At 59.6% G+C, this 16,026-nt stretch carries 19 protein-coding genes and 1 pseudogene; 4 read left to right on the top strand and 16 right to left on the bottom strand.

What is annotated here, in order from left to right; all coding sequences use genetic code 11:
* Positions 1-9: 9 nt before the first annotated feature.
* On the bottom strand, positions 10-333 hold the full coding sequence (gene cyaY / locus PATSB16_RS20190) for an iron donor protein CyaY (RefSeq protein WP_047215761.1): 324 nt from the start codon (positions 331-333) through the stop codon (positions 10-12).
* Positions 334-394: 61 nt separating this feature from the next.
* Between cyaY and PATSB16_RS21335 the strand changes: the two are divergent.
* Positions 395-466, top strand: a pseudogene (locus PATSB16_RS21335) (hypothetical protein); the annotation flags it as partial.
* A gap of 14 nt (positions 467-480) precedes the next feature.
* Here the strand turns inward: PATSB16_RS21335 and PATSB16_RS21195 are convergent.
* Positions 481-618: a hypothetical protein gene (locus PATSB16_RS21195; RefSeq protein ID WP_237170265.1), complete on the bottom strand. Its 138-nt coding sequence runs from the start codon at positions 616-618 to the stop codon at positions 481-483.
* On the opposite strand from PATSB16_RS21195, the gene lysA reads away from it, so the two are divergent.
* Positions 617-1,888 (top strand): diaminopimelate decarboxylase, encoded by a 1,272-nt coding sequence (gene lysA / locus PATSB16_RS20180; protein WP_047215760.1) that lies wholly within the window; start codon positions 617-619, stop codon positions 1,886-1,888. The genes PATSB16_RS21195 and lysA overlap by 2 nt on opposite strands.
* Before the next feature lie 18 nt (positions 1,889-1,906).
* Here lysA and PATSB16_RS20175 read toward each other — a convergent pair whose 3' ends face one another.
* The 5 genes from PATSB16_RS20175 to PATSB16_RS20155 all read right to left on the bottom strand — a co-directional run bounded on the left by PATSB16_RS20175 (position 1,907) and on the right by PATSB16_RS20155 (position 7,816).
* Positions 1,907-2,611: a protein-methionine-sulfoxide reductase heme-binding subunit MsrQ gene (locus PATSB16_RS20175; protein ID WP_052892764.1), complete on the bottom strand. Its 705-nt coding sequence runs from the start codon at positions 2,609-2,611 to the stop codon at positions 1,907-1,909.
* Between the two features lie 10 nt (positions 2,612-2,621).
* A complete protein-coding gene (msrP, locus tag PATSB16_RS20170) occupies positions 2,622-3,611 on the bottom strand; it encodes a protein-methionine-sulfoxide reductase catalytic subunit MsrP (RefSeq protein WP_047215759.1) in 990 nt (329 codons plus the stop codon).
* Between the two features lie 130 nt (positions 3,612-3,741).
* Positions 3,742-4,926 (bottom strand): c-type cytochrome biogenesis protein CcsB, encoded by a 1,185-nt coding sequence (gene ccsB, locus PATSB16_RS20165; RefSeq protein ID WP_047215758.1) that lies wholly within the window; start codon positions 4,924-4,926, stop codon positions 3,742-3,744.
* A gap of 5 nt (positions 4,927-4,931) precedes the next feature.
* Complete coding sequence (locus PATSB16_RS20160) at positions 4,932-7,076, bottom strand: cytochrome c biogenesis protein ResB (protein ID WP_047215757.1); 2,145 nt, start codon at positions 7,074-7,076, stop codon at positions 4,932-4,934.
* A gap of 101 nt (positions 7,077-7,177) precedes the next feature.
* Positions 7,178-7,816 (bottom strand): c-type cytochrome, encoded by a 639-nt coding sequence (locus tag PATSB16_RS20155; RefSeq protein ID WP_047215756.1) that lies wholly within the window; start codon positions 7,814-7,816, stop codon positions 7,178-7,180.
* A gap of 229 nt (positions 7,817-8,045) precedes the next feature.
* Here PATSB16_RS20155 and yihA point away from each other — a divergent pair, with 229 nt between their 5' ends.
* Positions 8,046-8,786 (top strand): ribosome biogenesis GTP-binding protein YihA/YsxC, encoded by a 741-nt coding sequence (gene yihA, locus PATSB16_RS20150; protein ID WP_047215755.1) that lies wholly within the window; start codon positions 8,046-8,048, stop codon positions 8,784-8,786.
* 252 nt (positions 8,787-9,038) lie between these two features.
* Entirely contained in the window at positions 9,039-10,040 is a 1,002-nt protein-coding gene (hemB, locus tag PATSB16_RS20145; RefSeq protein WP_047215754.1) for a porphobilinogen synthase, read from the top strand.
* Between the two features lie 82 nt (positions 10,041-10,122).
* On the opposite strand, the gene dsbD is transcribed toward hemB, so the two are convergent.
* The 9 genes from dsbD to infA form a co-directional block, all read right to left on the bottom strand.
* Positions 10,123-11,958 (bottom strand): protein-disulfide reductase DsbD, encoded by a 1,836-nt coding sequence (gene dsbD, locus PATSB16_RS20140; protein WP_237170264.1) that lies wholly within the window; start codon positions 11,956-11,958, stop codon positions 10,123-10,125.
* A 31-nt stretch (positions 11,959-11,989) separates the two neighbouring features.
* Complete coding sequence (gene cutA, locus PATSB16_RS20135) at positions 11,990-12,322, bottom strand: divalent-cation tolerance protein CutA (protein ID WP_047215752.1); 333 nt, start codon at positions 12,320-12,322, stop codon at positions 11,990-11,992.
* 157 nt (positions 12,323-12,479) lie between these two features.
* Complete coding sequence (gene rplQ, locus PATSB16_RS20130) at positions 12,480-12,869, bottom strand: 50S ribosomal protein L17 (protein ID WP_047215751.1); 390 nt, start codon at positions 12,867-12,869, stop codon at positions 12,480-12,482.
* Positions 12,870-13,009: 140 nt separating this feature from the next.
* Positions 13,010-13,987: a DNA-directed RNA polymerase subunit alpha gene (locus tag PATSB16_RS20125; protein ID WP_047215750.1), complete on the bottom strand. Its 978-nt coding sequence runs from the start codon at positions 13,985-13,987 to the stop codon at positions 13,010-13,012.
* 102 nt (positions 13,988-14,089) lie between these two features.
* Positions 14,090-14,713, bottom strand: a complete 624-nt coding sequence (gene rpsD / locus PATSB16_RS20120; protein WP_047215749.1) for a 30S ribosomal protein S4 — start codon at positions 14,711-14,713, stop codon at positions 14,090-14,092.
* Between the two features lie 128 nt (positions 14,714-14,841).
* A complete protein-coding gene (gene rpsK / locus PATSB16_RS20115) occupies positions 14,842-15,246 on the bottom strand; it encodes a 30S ribosomal protein S11 (RefSeq protein WP_047215748.1) in 405 nt (134 codons plus the stop codon).
* Between the two features lie 24 nt (positions 15,247-15,270).
* The gene (rpsM, locus tag PATSB16_RS20110) at positions 15,271-15,636 is read right to left on the bottom strand and encodes a 30S ribosomal protein S13 (RefSeq protein ID WP_047215747.1); all 366 of its coding nucleotides are present in this window, start codon (positions 15,634-15,636) and stop codon (positions 15,271-15,273) included.
* Between the two features lie 34 nt (positions 15,637-15,670).
* The gene (rpmJ, locus tag PATSB16_RS20105) at positions 15,671-15,787 is read right to left on the bottom strand and encodes a 50S ribosomal protein L36 (protein ID WP_072628576.1); all 117 of its coding nucleotides are present in this window, start codon (positions 15,785-15,787) and stop codon (positions 15,671-15,673) included.
* 18 nt (positions 15,788-15,805) lie between these two features.
* Entirely contained in the window at positions 15,806-16,024 is a 219-nt protein-coding gene (infA, locus tag PATSB16_RS20100; RefSeq protein WP_047215746.1) for a translation initiation factor IF-1, read from the bottom strand.
* Positions 16,025-16,026: the final 2 nt, after the last annotated feature.

Raw genomic sequence — 16,026 nt, 5'->3', positions numbered from 1 at the left:
CAGGCCCGTTCATGCCGTCGGCGTGAAATTCACTGCTTCCCCAGCCTGTTGCGTGGCATAAAGTGACAGCGCTGCGAAAAGCTCGCTATCGTCTCGGGTATCTCGCCACGCTTGGCCAACGAGCCGGAAGTGGTACCCGCCGGCGCGCGCCGCGACCCAGATTTCCTGCATCGGTGTTTGCAGATTCACAATGATTTTGCTGCGATCCTCGAATTCGAGCGCAAGCACATTGCCGCTGCGTTCGCATTCAATATCGGCGTCGGACCGCTCCGCAGCCGCTTCGAGCTGGTCCAGCACTCGTTCGGCCACGGCCAGGAATTCACTTTCCGTCATGCTAAACTCCAAGGTTGACATCGACATTCCTCATTGATACCGCCTGGCGAGGTTCCACACCATGACAGCGCTTACTCGAATCTGCGCGATTGTAGCGCCGATCGTCCTCGTTGGCGGTCTTGCCGGTTGCGGCCAAACGGGGCCGCTTTACTTGCCCAGCGTGCCGCCGGTACCTGTGCCGCCAGCCACCCAAATCCAGCCCGACACGATGCCGCCGGCCAGCGCGCCGCCATCGATGATTCCACCCGTGCCGGCGAGTTCGGCGCAATCCAAGTAAAACATCATGACCGCTTCCTTTTTCGCCTACCGCGACCAAACGCTTTTCGCGGAGGACGTTTCGCTGTCGGAGCTGGCCGAGCGTTTCGGCACACCGCTTTATGTCTATTCCCGCGCCGCCCTGCAAGCAGCGTTCGAGGCCTATGCGGGCGCCTGCGTCGGCCGTAACGCCGCCGTCCATTATGCCGCCAAGGCCAATTCAAATCTCGCGGTGCTCAACGTGTTCGCGCAGCTCGGCGCCGGTTTCGACATCGTATCGGCCGGCGAACTGCAACGCGTCATCGCTGCGGGCGGCGACCCGCGCCGCGTGGTTTTCTCCGGCGTGGGCAAGAGCGTGGATGAAATGCGCTTTGCGCTGGCCCAGGACGTGATGTGCTTCAACGTCGAGTCGCGGCCCGAACTCGTTCGGCTCAACGAGGTGGCCGGCAGCGTCGGACAACGGGCGCGTGTGTCGATTCGCGTGAACCCCGACGTCGACGCCAAGACGCACCCGTATATTTCGACCGGACTGCGCAGCAACAAATTCGGCGTGGCGTTCGATGAGGCGCTGAGCACTTATCGCGACGCCGCGGCACTGCCTCATCTGGAGATCGTCGGCATCGACTGCCACATCGGCTCGCAGATTACCGAGATCGCTCCCTATCTGGACGCCCTGGACAAGGTGCTGGAACTGGTCGAGCAGCTCGAGCGCGAAGGTATTTCCATTCACCACCTCGACGTCGGCGGCGGCTTGGGGATCCGCTATGCGGACGAAGCGCCGCCCGCGATCGGCACCTTTGCAACCGCGCTGCTCGATCATGTGGCCAAGCGCGGTCACGCGCACCGCACGGTCCTGTTCGAACCGGGGCGCTCGCTGGTCGGCAATGCCGGCGTGCTGGTAACGCGCGTCGAATACGTCAAGCCGGGCGAGGCGAAGAACTTTGCCATCGTGGATGCGGCGATGAACGATCTGGCACGCCCGGCCATGTATGAGGCCTATCACGACATCGTCCCGGTGACGCGCAACAGCACTGCGCCGGCACTCAACTATGACATTGTCGGCCCGGTGTGCGAAAGCGGCGACTGGCTGGGGCGTGATCGTGTGCTGCGGGTCACCCAGGGCGACCTGCTCGCGATCCGCTCGGCAGGCGCTTATGGCTTCGCCATGAGCTCGAACTACAATACCCGCCCGCGCGCGGCCGAAGTGATGGTGGACGGCGCCAACGCGCATCTGGTGCGGGCTCGCGAAACCATCGAATCGCTCTTTGCCGGCGAGAGCGTGCTGCCGAAGGACGCCTGATCCAGCTGTGCCGGACCGTCACGCGCGGTCTTCCGGCGGGCTGGCGGCTTGCCGTGCCCGCAGCAGGCGCCACCACAAACGCAAGCCGAGCAATATCGTGATGATGGCGCCGTAAATCGCCGGCGCCTCGAAATTGTGTTTGCCGGCCCGCATCCACCAGAAGTGCAGCACGGCCAGCACGGCGATCGGATAAATCAACCGATGCAACGTTTGCCAGCGCCGCCCCAACCGCCGCATCATCGCCATTGGCGATGTTACTGCCAGCGGAATCATCAATACGAAAGCAGTGAAACCGACCGTAATGAAAGGCCGCCTGACAATGTCATGCGCCATCGCGGCCACGTCGAACCACTGATCGAACCAAACGTAGGTGAGGAAGTGCAGCGTGCCGTAAAAGAAAGCGAACAGCCCCAGCATGCGTCGCATTCTGGCAATATCGCTCCATCCACTCAGCCTGCGCACGGGCGTCACCGCCAACGTGATGCAGAGGAATATCAGCGTCCATAGTCCCGTGGAGCGCGTAATGAATTCGATCGGATTCGCGCTGAGCTGGTCGAGCATCCCCAGCACCACCAAACGCCCCAGCGGAATGAGCGCCGCCATGAAAACCAGTACTTTGAGCCATTTGAGGTAGCGCGGCAGCGCAGTCGCGCTACCGCGCAAGCGACTCTGGCTGACTGGACGCGGCACGGAATTACGGCGCCGCACGTAGACCGAAGGCATCGTCCATCACCTAGAAATAGGTGCGCAAATCCATGCCCGCATACAACGACGCGACCTGTTCATATCCGTTGAACATGAGCGTCTTGCGCTTGGGGGCGAAGAAGCCGTCGCCGATTCGCCGCTCGGTGGCCTGACTCCAGCGCGGGTGGTCGACGTGCGGGTTGACGTTGGCGTAGAAGCCATATTCGTCGGGCGCCGCGCGATTCCAGCTCGTCAGCGGAATTTTCTCGACAAAGCTTATCTTGACCAGCGACTTGGCACTCTTGAAGCCATATTTCCAAGGCACCACGACGCGCACCGGCGCACCGTTCTGATTGGGCAGCACCTCACCGTACAAACCGAAAGTCAGCAATGTGAGCGGATGCATGGCTTCGTCCATGCGCAGGCCCTCCACATAAGGCCAGGCCAACACCGGATAGGACAACCCGCGCATCTCTTTGGGGTCGGCCAGGGTCGTGAACTGAACGAATTTGGCATTTCCGGTCGGCTCGACCTGCCTGATCAAGCCAGCCAGCGAGTAACCGATCCAGGGGATCACCATCGACCAGGCCTCGACGCAGCGGTGCCGATACACTCGCTCTTCGAGCGGCATGAGTTTCATCAGGGTGTCGATGTCAAATGTCCTGGGGCGCTTGATCTCCCCGTCGACGACAATTTGCCACGGCCGTGTTTTCAGCGCCCCGGCATACTCGGCCGGATCGCTCTTGCTGGTACCGAACTCATAAAAGTTGTTGTAGCCGGTGACGTCCTTGAGCGGAGTCAGCTTGTCGGGCGCGACATATGCCCGATTGACCGCGGCATGCAACGACTGGCCACCGGTGCCGTTGGTGGCCGCTCCCGCGACCCGCACCCCTCCGGCAGCAAGCGCGGCGCCTGTCGCGGTCAGCATCGATAGCCGCAAAAAATGCCGGCGCGCCTCGAATACCTCGCGCGGTGTAATCTCGCTGGCTGGGATGTCGTTGCCATACAAGGCGGCTCTCGTCGATGCGTCGGGTTTCATGACGAATATCTCCTTCTTTTGCGATAGTCGGCCCGCGCCGGTCGTTCCTTACGATATCACGCTCACAAGATAACAAAAAAGCCGCCGCCAAGTGGCGAGCGGCTTTTGCGTCAGGCGGGGGGGCCGGGGCTTACAAATGCCCGTAGCTGTGAAGCCCCGACAGGAACATGTTGACACCAAGGAACGCGAAGGTGGTGATCAGCAACCCGATCAGCGCCCACCAGGCTGCCACAGTGCCGCGCAGGCCTTTCATCAGTCGCATATGCAGCCACGCGGCGTAATTGAGCCAGACGATCAGCGCCCAGGTTTCTTTGGGGTCCCAGCTCCAGTACCCGCCCCAGGCTTGTGCCGCCCACAGCGAACCAAGGATGGTCGCGATCGTAAAAAAGGCAAAACCGACCGCGATCGACTTGTACATCACGTCGTCCAGCAACACCAGCGATGGCAGGCGGGAGCCGAAAAATCCGCTTCCGGCCTCGCCTCCGGCAAGTTTGATCTGCCTTTCCTCGCGATCGACGAGCAAATAGGCCACGCCCACCATCGCCGCCAACGAGAACGTGCCGTAGCCGATAAAGTTGGCGGGCACGTGGATTTTCATCCACCAGCTCTGCAGCGCCGGCACGAGCGGCAAAATCGCGTAGGCGTCACGCGCGATGCTGTACCACAACAGGAAACCCACCGCGGCGCTGATCACGAGCAACACGAAGGCCCCCATGGCTTTCGTTGCATAGCGCTGCTCATAGTAAAGATAGAACAGCGCCGTGATCATGCAGAACAGCACGAACACTTCGTAGAGATTGGAAATCGGGATGTGGCCGACGTCGGTACCCAGCAGATAGGATTCGTACCACCGCACCATCATGCCGGTAAATCCGAGCAGCACGGCCGACCAGCAAAGCTTCGAGCCGACGCTGGCCCCGAATGGCGAGCGGGTCAGCAAGCCCCCCCAGTAGAACAGCGTGGACAGCAGGAACAACAGGCTCATCCAGAGAATCGCCGACTGGCTGGAGAGAAAGTATTTCAGTAGAAATACTTCTTCGGCACGAGCCAATTGCCCGTGGTACAGATTAATGGCAGTGAGCGCCAGCACGGCGATGCCCAGCATCAGGGCTCGTACTGCCCGCCAGTGCCACCCGAGGGCGGCAAAAACCGGTACCGCCGCGATCAAAATGCCTTTTTCATAGCCGCCCATGTACGCACCGTAACGGTCGAGAGCAAAACTGGCTCCGGCGGCCAAAGCCACGGCGAACATCCAATCCACCCATGAGCGGCGCTTGAGCCATGGGCCATCAGGGTAGACGTGTATCAGTTCCATGTTTGTCACCTCGGGGGGGGCGAGACTATTTTGTGAATCCTGTCTCGCAACTGGGCAAATTCTTTTTCGAAATCCAGCGTCTTGCGGCTGGTCGAGACCGCAAACAAAATATTACTACCGCCATCCGGCATATCCTTGACCCAGATCCATAAGCGGCGTTCCCTGATGTAGAACATCGAGAAAATCCCAAGAACCAGCAGCAGACTACCGGTAAATACGACCGTTTTCCCCGGCGAGCGCGTCAGTTGGAAGACGCTGGCCTGGACCTGTTGGAACGAGTCGAGCTGCAAATAGACTGGCGCGCCATAGTAAAAGTTATCGGACAGCGCATTGATTGCCGTACGGATGAAGCGGGCATGCTCGGGCGTGGCGGTCGCCGGCGGCTGCCCTGCCTGCTGGCGCGCCACTTGCCAAAGCTGCCAGATCGCCCCGTCGAGCATGCGCAGCAGCAAATCGGCCGCTTTTTTCTGCTGAGCGGCGGGCACCGAGGCACTCACGAAATCGGCGATTGCCTGGAAACCGCCAGCCGGCGCCTTGCTGTTGTTGGACTGCTGGGCCCCGGCGAACAGATCCAACGCGCGCTTGGCGCTGAGTTCGAGCTGGTTCTGTAACTGCGGCGAGTCGTTTTGCTGCAGAGCACTCACAGCGAATTGGCGCGCCGCGGTTGCGCGCGCCGCCGGGTCGGCCAGTGCGGCACGCAGGAGCATCCACTGCTTGACGGTACCGTCGTCGTCGGCAGGAATACGCAGGTAACGGAACGGTCCATCCGGCGTGTCGCGCATGCCGGAGAGAAACACGCGCTCGCCACCCTCGAGCGCCACTGGCAGCATGTAGTTGTTGTATTCGCGCGCCTGTCCATCGCGATCACGAATCTTGTATTGCACCGACGGGCCCACGTTCTGGAGGTCTTTATTGAGCCCCAGTTTGACGCCCGCGCCAAGCTGGCGCTCGAGATCCCGCCGCAGATTGCTGCGCGCGACACCACGCGTGTCCCGCTGGCCGCCGGCATCGCTCATATCTTCGACATTGATGGCGCGGAAATCGGTGAACTCCACGTCGTCACCGACAGTCTTGTCAGCTTCGGCGGGCGACAGGGAGGCCTGGCCGCCGACTTCGCCAGCCAGCGCAAACGACGCCGCACTCTGGCCCGCCATCGGGTATCCGGTCAGCTTCAGCTTGCTGCCGCCATCCTGGAAACTGGATTGATAGATCTCGACCCCTTTGTAGCTGAACGGATGATTCACCTCGACTGTTGCGTCGATGCGCTTACCGGTTTTCGGATCGATGACCACGATATCGCTGGCGAACAGCTTGGGCATGCCCGTCGAGTAATAGGCGACGTGGAATTTTTTGAGGTGAATCGTAAAGGGCAAGTCCTGAACCAGGGAGCCATTTTGGAAATTCAGGATGGCCGCCGAGGTGTCACTGCCCTCCGGGACAAACGCATAGCCGCGAAATGCCGGATTACTGGCGCTCAGGCGATGCTTGGCAGAAATCTGCGAGATGACGGCGTCGCCCTGGACCAGCGATTTGCCTTGCGCCCACATTTGCGCGCGGATCAGCAGGTTGCTGTCGAGCAATCCACCGAGACAAATAATGACGATGGCACTGTGCGCGAAAATGTAGCCGATCTTGTTGACGGCGCCTGCCTTGGCGGCAATCAGTGTCGCGCCGTCTTTGTCGCGAGTGACCCACCGGTAGCGAGACCGGCCCACCAATTCGGTCAGCCGTGCCACGACGTCCTGGCGAGGCATCGTGCTCGGGAATTCACCCTTGTTGCCAAACGCCCGGAGACTGCCCTCACGCACCTGATCCTTCCAGCTTCGGATATCGCTTAGCATCTTCGGCGTGTTGCGCACCAGACACAGCGTGGTCGAAATCAGCAGAAAAGCCAGGATCAGCAGAAACCACCAGGCGCTGTAGACCGTGTAGAAGTCGAGTGTACGGAAAATGGCCGCCCAGAATGGGCCGAACTGATTGACGTAATTGGGGTAAGGATCACTCTGTTTGAGCACCGTGCCGATGATGCTGGCGACAGCCAGGATCGAGAGCAGGCTGATGGCAAACCGCATCGAGCTGACCAGCTCGACACCATCGCGCACGACGCGATGTGAGGATTTGACTTCGATACCGGCGGTACTCAGGCTCATGCGGATTCCACAAACAAAAAAGGCGGCGTCGCTGGCCGCGCACGCCACCCTAGCTCAGACAATTGTAGTGCCGCCGACGAACCGGCTGACAACTATTTTTATTATCGGAGTCCAGCTATGTAGTCGGCTACAGCCTGGATTTCCTTGGTCGTCAGACGCGAGGCGATATCGTGCATCGGCACGCTGTTGGTGCGAGTGCCTTCGCGAAAGGCCACCAACTGCGTTTGCGTATATTCGGCCCATTGACCGCCCAGCCGGGGATATTGCGTCGGAATGCCGGCTCCCGTGGGGCCGTGGCAGGCCGCGCAAGCGGGAACACCCTTCTCGGCGATACCGCCGCGGAAAATCTTCTGGCCCAGCGCCACGGTGCTCTTGTCTGTCGCGAACCCCGGTTTTTCTTTTTGCGAGGCGAAGTAAGCAGCCACATTGCGCATGTCCTGGTCGGACAGCGCGGAGGCCATCCCCATCATGATCGCGTTATTGCGCGCGTGGGATTTGAATTCCTTGAGCTGTTTGTAGAGGTAGGCGGCATGCTGCCCGGCGAGCTTCGGATAGGTTCCGACGGCGCTATTGCCGTCCGCCCCGTGGCAGGCCGCACAGACTTGCTTGGCAATCGCTTGTCCTCGGTTGAGATCGGGTTTGGCGGGCGGCTGAGCTTCTGCGCCCCAAACGCTGCCGGCCAAAGCGGCCAGTGTGATTGCCAACGGTGCTATCGCCAGAAACTTCCACACTCGGTTCATTCGCACACCTTGTTTTGTTTTGTCGAGGAATCGGTCGTTGGGAAATTACCGCCCGGGAACCTGTCGCCGCGCCACCCGGGAGCACTCGCCATAACCCCGTCCCGCCCATCGTCTGGGTAGGGTATGGTTAACTTTCATATTGTACAATAACTTATTCGCCGATTTTAACGGCATTCTACGCTACAGACCGCGTTCTCCCAGGGCGGCTGTTTTCTCTCTCGCCCCAATCATGTCCCTACTGCATCAGGCGCGTTTTTTTACGACCGTCAACCATTTGCGTGATTTGCCGCCTACCGCGGTGCCCGAAGTGGCCTTCGCCGGACGCTCCAACGCCGGCAAGTCGAGCGCGCTCAATACGCTGTGCAACCAAAAGCGCCTGGCGTTTTCAAGCAAGACGCCGGGGCGCACGCAGCACATCAACTACTTCGAGATCGCGAAGGCCGAGCATGTCTTCGGCTATTTGGTCGACCTGCCGGGCTACGGCTATGCGCAAGTCCCGGGCGCTGCCAAGGCTCACTGGCAGGCGCTGCTTGGAGACTACCTGCGCCAGCGGCCGCAGCTTCGCGGGCTGGTGCTGGTCATGGACGCTCGGCGCCCATTTACCGAACTCGATGAGCAGCTGATCGAATGGTTCTTGCCGACTGGCCGGCCGATTCACGCGATTTTGACCAAGGCAGACAAATTGACGCGGCAGGAAGCGACGCTCGTTCTGCGCAAGGCCGGCGAAACATTTGCGAGCTATGGCCGCTCGGATGGTTTGCCGGACGATCATCCCGACGCGCCGCCGCAATTCACTGTGCAGCTCTTTTCGTCGCTCAAGCGGACCGGCATCGCAGAAGCTCAACGGACGCTGGAGCATTGGCTGGATATCCCCTCTCGCGAACAGCCTGTCGCCCAACAGGCGGCTTCGACAGTCCATGCCGAGGCGAACGATGCCAGTGCCGAGGGCGCGCCGACCGATACCCGGTAGCGCGACGCGAATCATGGCGCTACACGCAAAAAAAAAACCGCCGTGTCTTATCACGGCGGCATTAAACAATGCCTTATCGTAGTCACGACAGGCACCCGCTCAGGGAGGAGAAGCGGGGGATACAGCACACGTGCGGCATCCGCTTGATATGATATACCATGCATCCGAAAGTTTCTTGGAAGCTCGGATCTTTGCCGTCACGGATTCTCGTAATCCGAGGCCTTTTTTCACGTTTTCCATAGGCGTGTCTGAATGAGTTCCTATCCGCTGTTGCGCCCTCGCCGCATGCGCCGCGACGACTTTTCCCGTCGACTGATGCGCGAGAATCGCCTGTCGACGGATGACCTGATTTATCCGGTTTTCATTGTGGAAGGCCAGCACCGTCGCGAGCAAGTCGGATCGATGCCTGGCGTGGAGCGGCTGTCGGTCGATCAATTGCTGATCACTGCAGAGCGTTGTGTGGCGCTTGGCATACCGGTATTGGCGCTTTTCCCCAATATCGAACCGACGCTCAAAACGCCTGATGGCCGGATTGCCGCCGACCCCGACGGCTTGGTTCCGCGGGCGGTCCGAGCATTGAAACAGCACTTTCCGGAGTTGGGCGTGCTCACCGATGTCGCACTCGACCCGTACACCACCCACGGTCAGGATGGCGTACTCGACGAAGCCGGGTATGTGCTCAACGAAGAAACCAAGGACATCCTGGTGGCGCAAGCCCTGACGCAGGCCGAAGCGGGGGTCGATATCGTCGCACCGTCCGATATGATGGATGGCCGCATCGGCGCCGTTCGAGTCGCGCTGGAAGAGAGCGGTCACATCCACACACGTATCATGGCTTATGCCGCCAAATACGCGTCGGCATTTTATGGTCCGTTCCGAGACGCCGTCGGATCGGCGGCCAATCTGGGCAAAGGCAACAAAATGACTTACCAGATGGATCCGGCCAACAGCGATGAGGCCCTGCGCGAGGTCGCACTCGATATCGAGGAAGGGGCCGACATGGTGATGGTGAAGCCTGGCATGCCATATCTGGATATTGTGCGGCGCGTCAAGGACGAGTTCCGTTATCCGACCTATGCCTACCAGGTCAGCGGCGAGTACGCAATGCTCAAGGCCGCGGCGCAGAAGGGCTGGCTGGATCATGACAGGGTCATGATGGAATCATTGCTCGCGTTCAAGCGGGCTGGAGCGGACGGGATATTGACCTACTTCGCGCTGGATGCGGCCAATCTGCTTAAAGCACAGGGCGCATAATCCCCGCTGCGCGCCAGCTCGAGACCTACTCGCTCAAACCGGCCGATATGTCTCCGGCCGGCGACGCCGATATCGGCATACGCTATGAGTGATTTGCGGCAACGGTACTACCTGAACCAAGCGCTTGATCGAGGCTGCGCAGAAATCTGCCCGAGTCCTGGTAGCCGATGACACGCGCACCGGCGATTTGATGCCCACTCGCGTCGAAAAACAGAATGCCGGGTGGCCCAAACAGCCCGAATTGCTTGAGCAGCGCCTGGTCGGCTGAATCATTGGCGGTCACGTCCGCCTGGAGCAGCAGGACGTGGCTCAGCCGGCGTTGGATGCGGGGATCGCTGAAGGTGAATTTCTCCATTTCCTTGCAGCTCACGCACCAATCGGCATAAAAATCCAGCATGACCGGCCGCTTGGCCGAAGCGACGGCACGCTGCAGATCAGCGAGCGTCTTGACGCGCTTGAAATGCAACGAGCCGGCGGGATTTTCGCCTGCCGTCCCGGCAAACCTCATTGAGGTGATCGGCGCCAGTGGCTGCAGCGGATCGCGCCCGCCGCGGGCGAGTCCGATCAGCAACAGCACAGCCGCGACCGCGAGACCGACGCCCAAGCCCTTCCATAAACGGTGCCAGCCGGACGCCGCATCCGGCAACGGATCGAACACTCGGAGATAGGAGGCGCTGGCCAGGAGCAGCCCGGCCCACGCCAGCATGGACAACCATGTCGGCAAGACAGTGCGCAGAATCCAGAGTGCGAGACCAAGCAGCACGACGCCGAAAAGCCGTTTGACGCTCTCCATCCAGGGCCCGCTGGCCGGCAGGATGGCACCGGCCCCGAGACCGACCAGCAGCAATGGGATCCCCATGCCAAGCGACATGGAAAACAGCGCCGCACCGCCGAAAACCGCATTCCCTGTTTTTGCGATGAATGCCAGTACGGCCGCCAGCGGCGCCGTCACGCACGGGCTGACGATCAGCGCCGATAGTACTCCCATGACGAGAGCACCGCCCCATTGGCCGCCGCGCTGCCTTCGCGAGATGTCGTCGATGCGGCTGCGCAGCGCTGACGGCAACTGAAGCTCATAGAAGCCAAACATCGATCCGGCCAGCGCAATGATCAACAACGCGAACGCGCTCAACACCCAGGGGTCTTGCAGCGCCGCAGTCAGCCCCTGCCCTAACAGTCCTGCCGCCACGCCAATTGCGGTGTTGACCAATGCCATGCCCAGAACGTAGGCGACAGACAGGCCCAATGCCCGACTTCGCCGGGCTCCTTGACCAACGACAATGGACGACAGAATCGGCACCATCGGCAATACGCATGGCGTAAACGTCAACAGCAGACCGAGCCCGAGAAAAATCGCCAGGGTGAGCCACAGGCTGCCACCGGATAGCCATTGCTCGATCTGACCGAAATCGTCGCGGCCCGCCAGCACCTGCGCCCATGTCGAGCCAACTGCCGGTCGGGATGCCGGGGTCACCATTACGCCGGGTGCCTGCAGTGCTGTATTGACGATATGCAAAGTCGTGTGCATCGGCGGGTAGCACAATCCTTTGTCGGCGCATCCCTGCATCGTGACCTGAACCTCGAACGGTCCGCTGGCGTGCTCGATGGGTATGCGCACCGCCATCGAATGGTGATAGACCTCGAGCTCTTTCTGAAAGGTCGGGTCATATTTGATCTCGCCCTTGGGAAATTCCGGAGTTCCCAGCACGACGCCCGGCGTGGTCGTGGCAAACGCGAAGCGCTCACGATAGAGATAGTATCCCGGGGCGACGTTAAACCGGATCTGCAATGCACCGGAGCCCGTTTCGCCCAGCTGCGCTTGGAAGGCGGCGTCAGGCGCCAGGAAATCGGTGTCGGCACGGGCCGAAAGCGAGAAAAGAAGCGATATCGCTGTCAGGCACGCGAGCAGGACAAGCATCAACGCGCGACCCGACAACTTTTGTGCCGGCCTATACATTGGAGACCCCTCCGGCTTCCTGTATGACCCAATCGGCATAGGCGGGCAGGGCTCGCTCAAGCGGCCAGGCCACAATTTCAGGCACCTGATATGGATGCTGGGTCAGGATATATTGCTCGAGCGCTGCGTAACAAGCTGCGCTGGTGGCGATGAGCAGGGGCACTTCCTGGGTGGACTCGACGTTGCTTTCCCAACGGTAGATGGACGTGCACGGCGCGAGTTGCTTGACGCATGCGCCAAGGCGCTGGGCAACGATGCCTTCGGCAGCGACTTGCGCCTTGGCGGCGTCAGGAAAGGTGGTCATGACCATCAGTAACTTATTCATGGTTTGCAATTGACCTTGCACACTGGTCAAATGTTCACTTTATACCAGTCCCAGGATGCACGGTGCGCATCGCTGCCTTTGGCGTCATCCAACGCAAAGAGCCAGGCTCTCGCCTGGCTCTTTGATGACCTTGTCCCGAGTATTCGGCGTCGCCCGCTTATTCCTCAGCGGCCGCCTCTTCCTGGACCTCCGGGCGATCGACCAGCTCGACCAGTGCCATCGGGGCGTTATCGCCAACACGGAACCCGAACTTCAGGATGCGCAGGTAACCACCGGGGCGATTCGCGTAGCGCGGGCCCAGTTCATCGAACAGCTTGGCAACCGAATCACGGTCACGCAGGCGGTTGAAAGCCAGTCGACGATTGGCCAGGGAAGGCTTCTTGCCGAGCGTGATCAGCGGCTCGACGACTTTGCGCAGCTCTTTAGCTTTCGGCAGAGTCGTCTTGATCGCTTCATGGGCGATCAAAGAGTTGGACATGTTACGCAGCATTGCCAAGCGGTGGCTGCTGGTGCGGTTGAGCTTACGCAAACCATGGCGGTGACGCATTTTTCGATTCCTTTGTTTAACAGCAGTTTTTTGCCAGCTCTTCTATCGCCTCGACAGCAAGCCGTCTCGCGCGGGCCGGTAATGTAAGTAGTTCAATTAAGGCCGGGTATATTGCTATATCCCGGCCTATGCCAGCAGTATTACTTTTCCAACCCTGCGGGTGGCCAATTTTCGAGCTTCATGCCCAAGGTCAAGCCGCGCGAGGCAAGCACTTCCTTGATTTCGTTGAGCGATTTCCGCCCAAGGTTCGGCGTTTTGAGCAGCTCATTCTCAGTGCGCTGGATCAGATCGCCAATATAGTAAATGTTTTCCGCCTTCAAGCAATTGGCCGAACGGACAGTCAACTCGAGGTCATCCACCGGACGCAACAGAATCGGGTCGATCTGCGGAGCCCGCGACGGCGCTTCGCTGGCGGCTTCCGTACCTTCCAATGCGGCAAATACGGACAACTGGTCGACCAGGATGCGGGCGGATTGACGAATCGCCTCTTCCGGCGAAACAACACCGTTGGTCTCGATATTCATGACCAACTTGTCCAGGTCAGTACGCTGTTCGACGCGCGCGCTTTCGACCGCATAGCTCACACGTTGCACGGGCGAGAACGAAGCGTCCAGCACAATGCGCCCGATAATCTTGGCGCTGTCATCGCCGTAGCGACGCACATTACCCGGCACGTAGCCGCGACCACGTTCGACCTTGATCTGAACGTCGAGCTTTCCACCCTTGGCCAAGTGAGCAATCACGTGATCGGGGTTGATGATTTCGACATCGTGGGGTACTTCGATATCGCCGGCGCGTACCACGCCTTCACCTTCCTTGCGCAACGCGACGGTTACTTCGTCGCGATTGTGCAGTTTGAATACCGCACCCTTAAGGTTCAACAGGAAATTGACTACATCCTCTTGCACACCGTCGATGGTGGAGTATTCATGCACCACACCGGCGATCGTGACCTCGGTAGGGGCATAACCGACCATCGATGACAACAGCACGCGGCGCAACGCGTTCCCCAAGGTGTGGCCGTAACCGCGTTCGAACGGTTCCATCACGACTTTGGCGTGATGTTCACCGATCGGCTCAACCGCAATGATCTTGGGTTTCAACAAACTGGTTTGCATAGGTTTCCTTTTCAATACCCTCGGCTCGTTACACCGATAAGGCTGACGGCTGACAACCTGCACGAAGCGCAAGGCGCGCCAAACAGGCGCGCCGGCGCTCGATTAACGCGAGTACAACTCGACAATCAGGCTTTCATTGATATCGCCTGCGATATCGCTGCGTTCCGGCAATTGCTTAAAGGTACCTTCCATTTTCTTTGCGTCGACCGACACCCAAATCGGAAAACCGATCTGTTCGGCAAGCGACAGAGCTTCCTGAATACGCGTTTGCTTGCGCGCCTTCTCCCGCACCGCCACAACATCGCCAGCCTTGATCTGCATCGATGGGATGTTGGCGACCTGGCCGTTGATAGTAATAGCTTTGTGCCCGACCAATTGGCGTGCCTCAGCGCGGGTGGAGCCAAACCCCATCCGGTAGACAACGGTGTCGAGACGCGACTCCAGCAATTGCAGCAAATTCTCGCCCGTGTTTCCGCGGCGACGCTCAGCGGCTGCGAAATAGCGGCGGAATTGACGCTCCAGCACGCCATAAATGCGCTTGACCTTCTGCTTTTCGCGCAACTGGTTCCCGTAATCCGACGTACGAGCGCCAGAGGTGCGCCCATGTTGGCCAGGTTTGCTGTCAAGCTTGCACTTATCGGACAGCGAGCGGCGGGCGCTCTTCAAAAATAGGTCAGTTCCCTCGCGACGCGAGAGTTTGGCTTTGGGGCCTGTGTAACGTGCCACGGCAGTTCCTTAAAAAAACTCACGCAGCGGATAAATCCGCTGCGCTAGTCTGCTCGCAAAAGCGTCAGACGGTGGGCTTATGGGTGAAGACGGTAAAAACTTAACGCAGCCGAGTATTTTAACAGAACTCAGATACGGCGGCGTTTCGGCGGACGGCAGCCATTATGCGGGACCGGAGTCACGTCCGAGATCGCGGTAATCTTGATGCCAAGCGCGTTCAACGCCCGCACAGCAGACTCGCGTCCTGGACCTGGGCCCTTGATACGCACTTCAAGGTTTTTGACGCCATACTCAAGCGCCACCCGACCAGCCGATTCAGCCGCAACCTGAGCCGCAAATGGGGTGGACTTGCGCGATCCTTTAAAGCCTTGGCCACCAGACGTCGCCCATGCCAATGCATTACCTTGCCGGTCAGTAATGGTAATGATCGTGTTATTAAACGACGCGTGCACGTGGACTACACCCTCGGCCACGTTCTTTTTGACTTTCTTGCGCACGCGCTGCGATGCAGCATTGTTAGGTGCTTTAGCCATTCCTGTTCCTGTGTCTCTTCAACGTTACTTCTTCAACGAAACGCCGGCCTTACGCGGACCCTTGCGCGTGCGCGCATTGGTGCGCGTACGCTGTCCGCGGACGGGTAAGCCCTTACGATGACGCACACCACGATAGCACCCCAGATCCATCAGGCGCTTGATGCTCATCGTTACCTCACGGCGAAGATCACCTTCCACGGTGAGCAGACCCACTTGCTCACGCAGCTTCTCGAGATCACCGTCGTCAAGGTCTTTAACCTTCTTTGAATACGCCACGCCTGCCGCGTCACAAATCTGACGAGCACGCGTACGACCAACACCGTAAATAGCGGTCAGACCGATTTCGGTATGCTGGTGGTTTGGGATGTTCACCCCTGCGATACGAGCCATTCGTAATTCCCCAACTATATAGCGTTAAATGCGGTCAACCCTGACGCTGCTTATGGCGCGGGTCCGAACTGCAGATCACCCGCACCACACCATTGCGTTTGACGATTTTGCAGTTGCGGCAAATGCGCTTAACTGATGCCAACACTTTCATGACGATTCCCTCTCTTAATCACCGCGCCCTGAACACGATCCGCGCCCGCGAAAGATCGTAGGGCGTTAATTCCACCGTGACTTTATCACCCGGCAAAATGCGAATGTAGTGCATGCGCATTTTGCCGGAAATATGCCCGAGTACTACGTGGCCATTTTCCAGTTTGACCCGGAACGTGGCGTTGGGCAGGTTCTCCACAACCTCGCCCTGCATCTGAATTACGTCGTCTTTCGCCATGC

It is taken from the genome of Pandoraea thiooxydans, from assembly GCF_001931675.1.
Lineage (GTDB): Bacteria > Pseudomonadota > Gammaproteobacteria > Burkholderiales > Burkholderiaceae > Pandoraea > Pandoraea thiooxydans.
The sequence above is the reverse complement of the archived record's forward strand: the minus strand, read 5'-3'. Positions and strand labels throughout refer to the sequence as shown.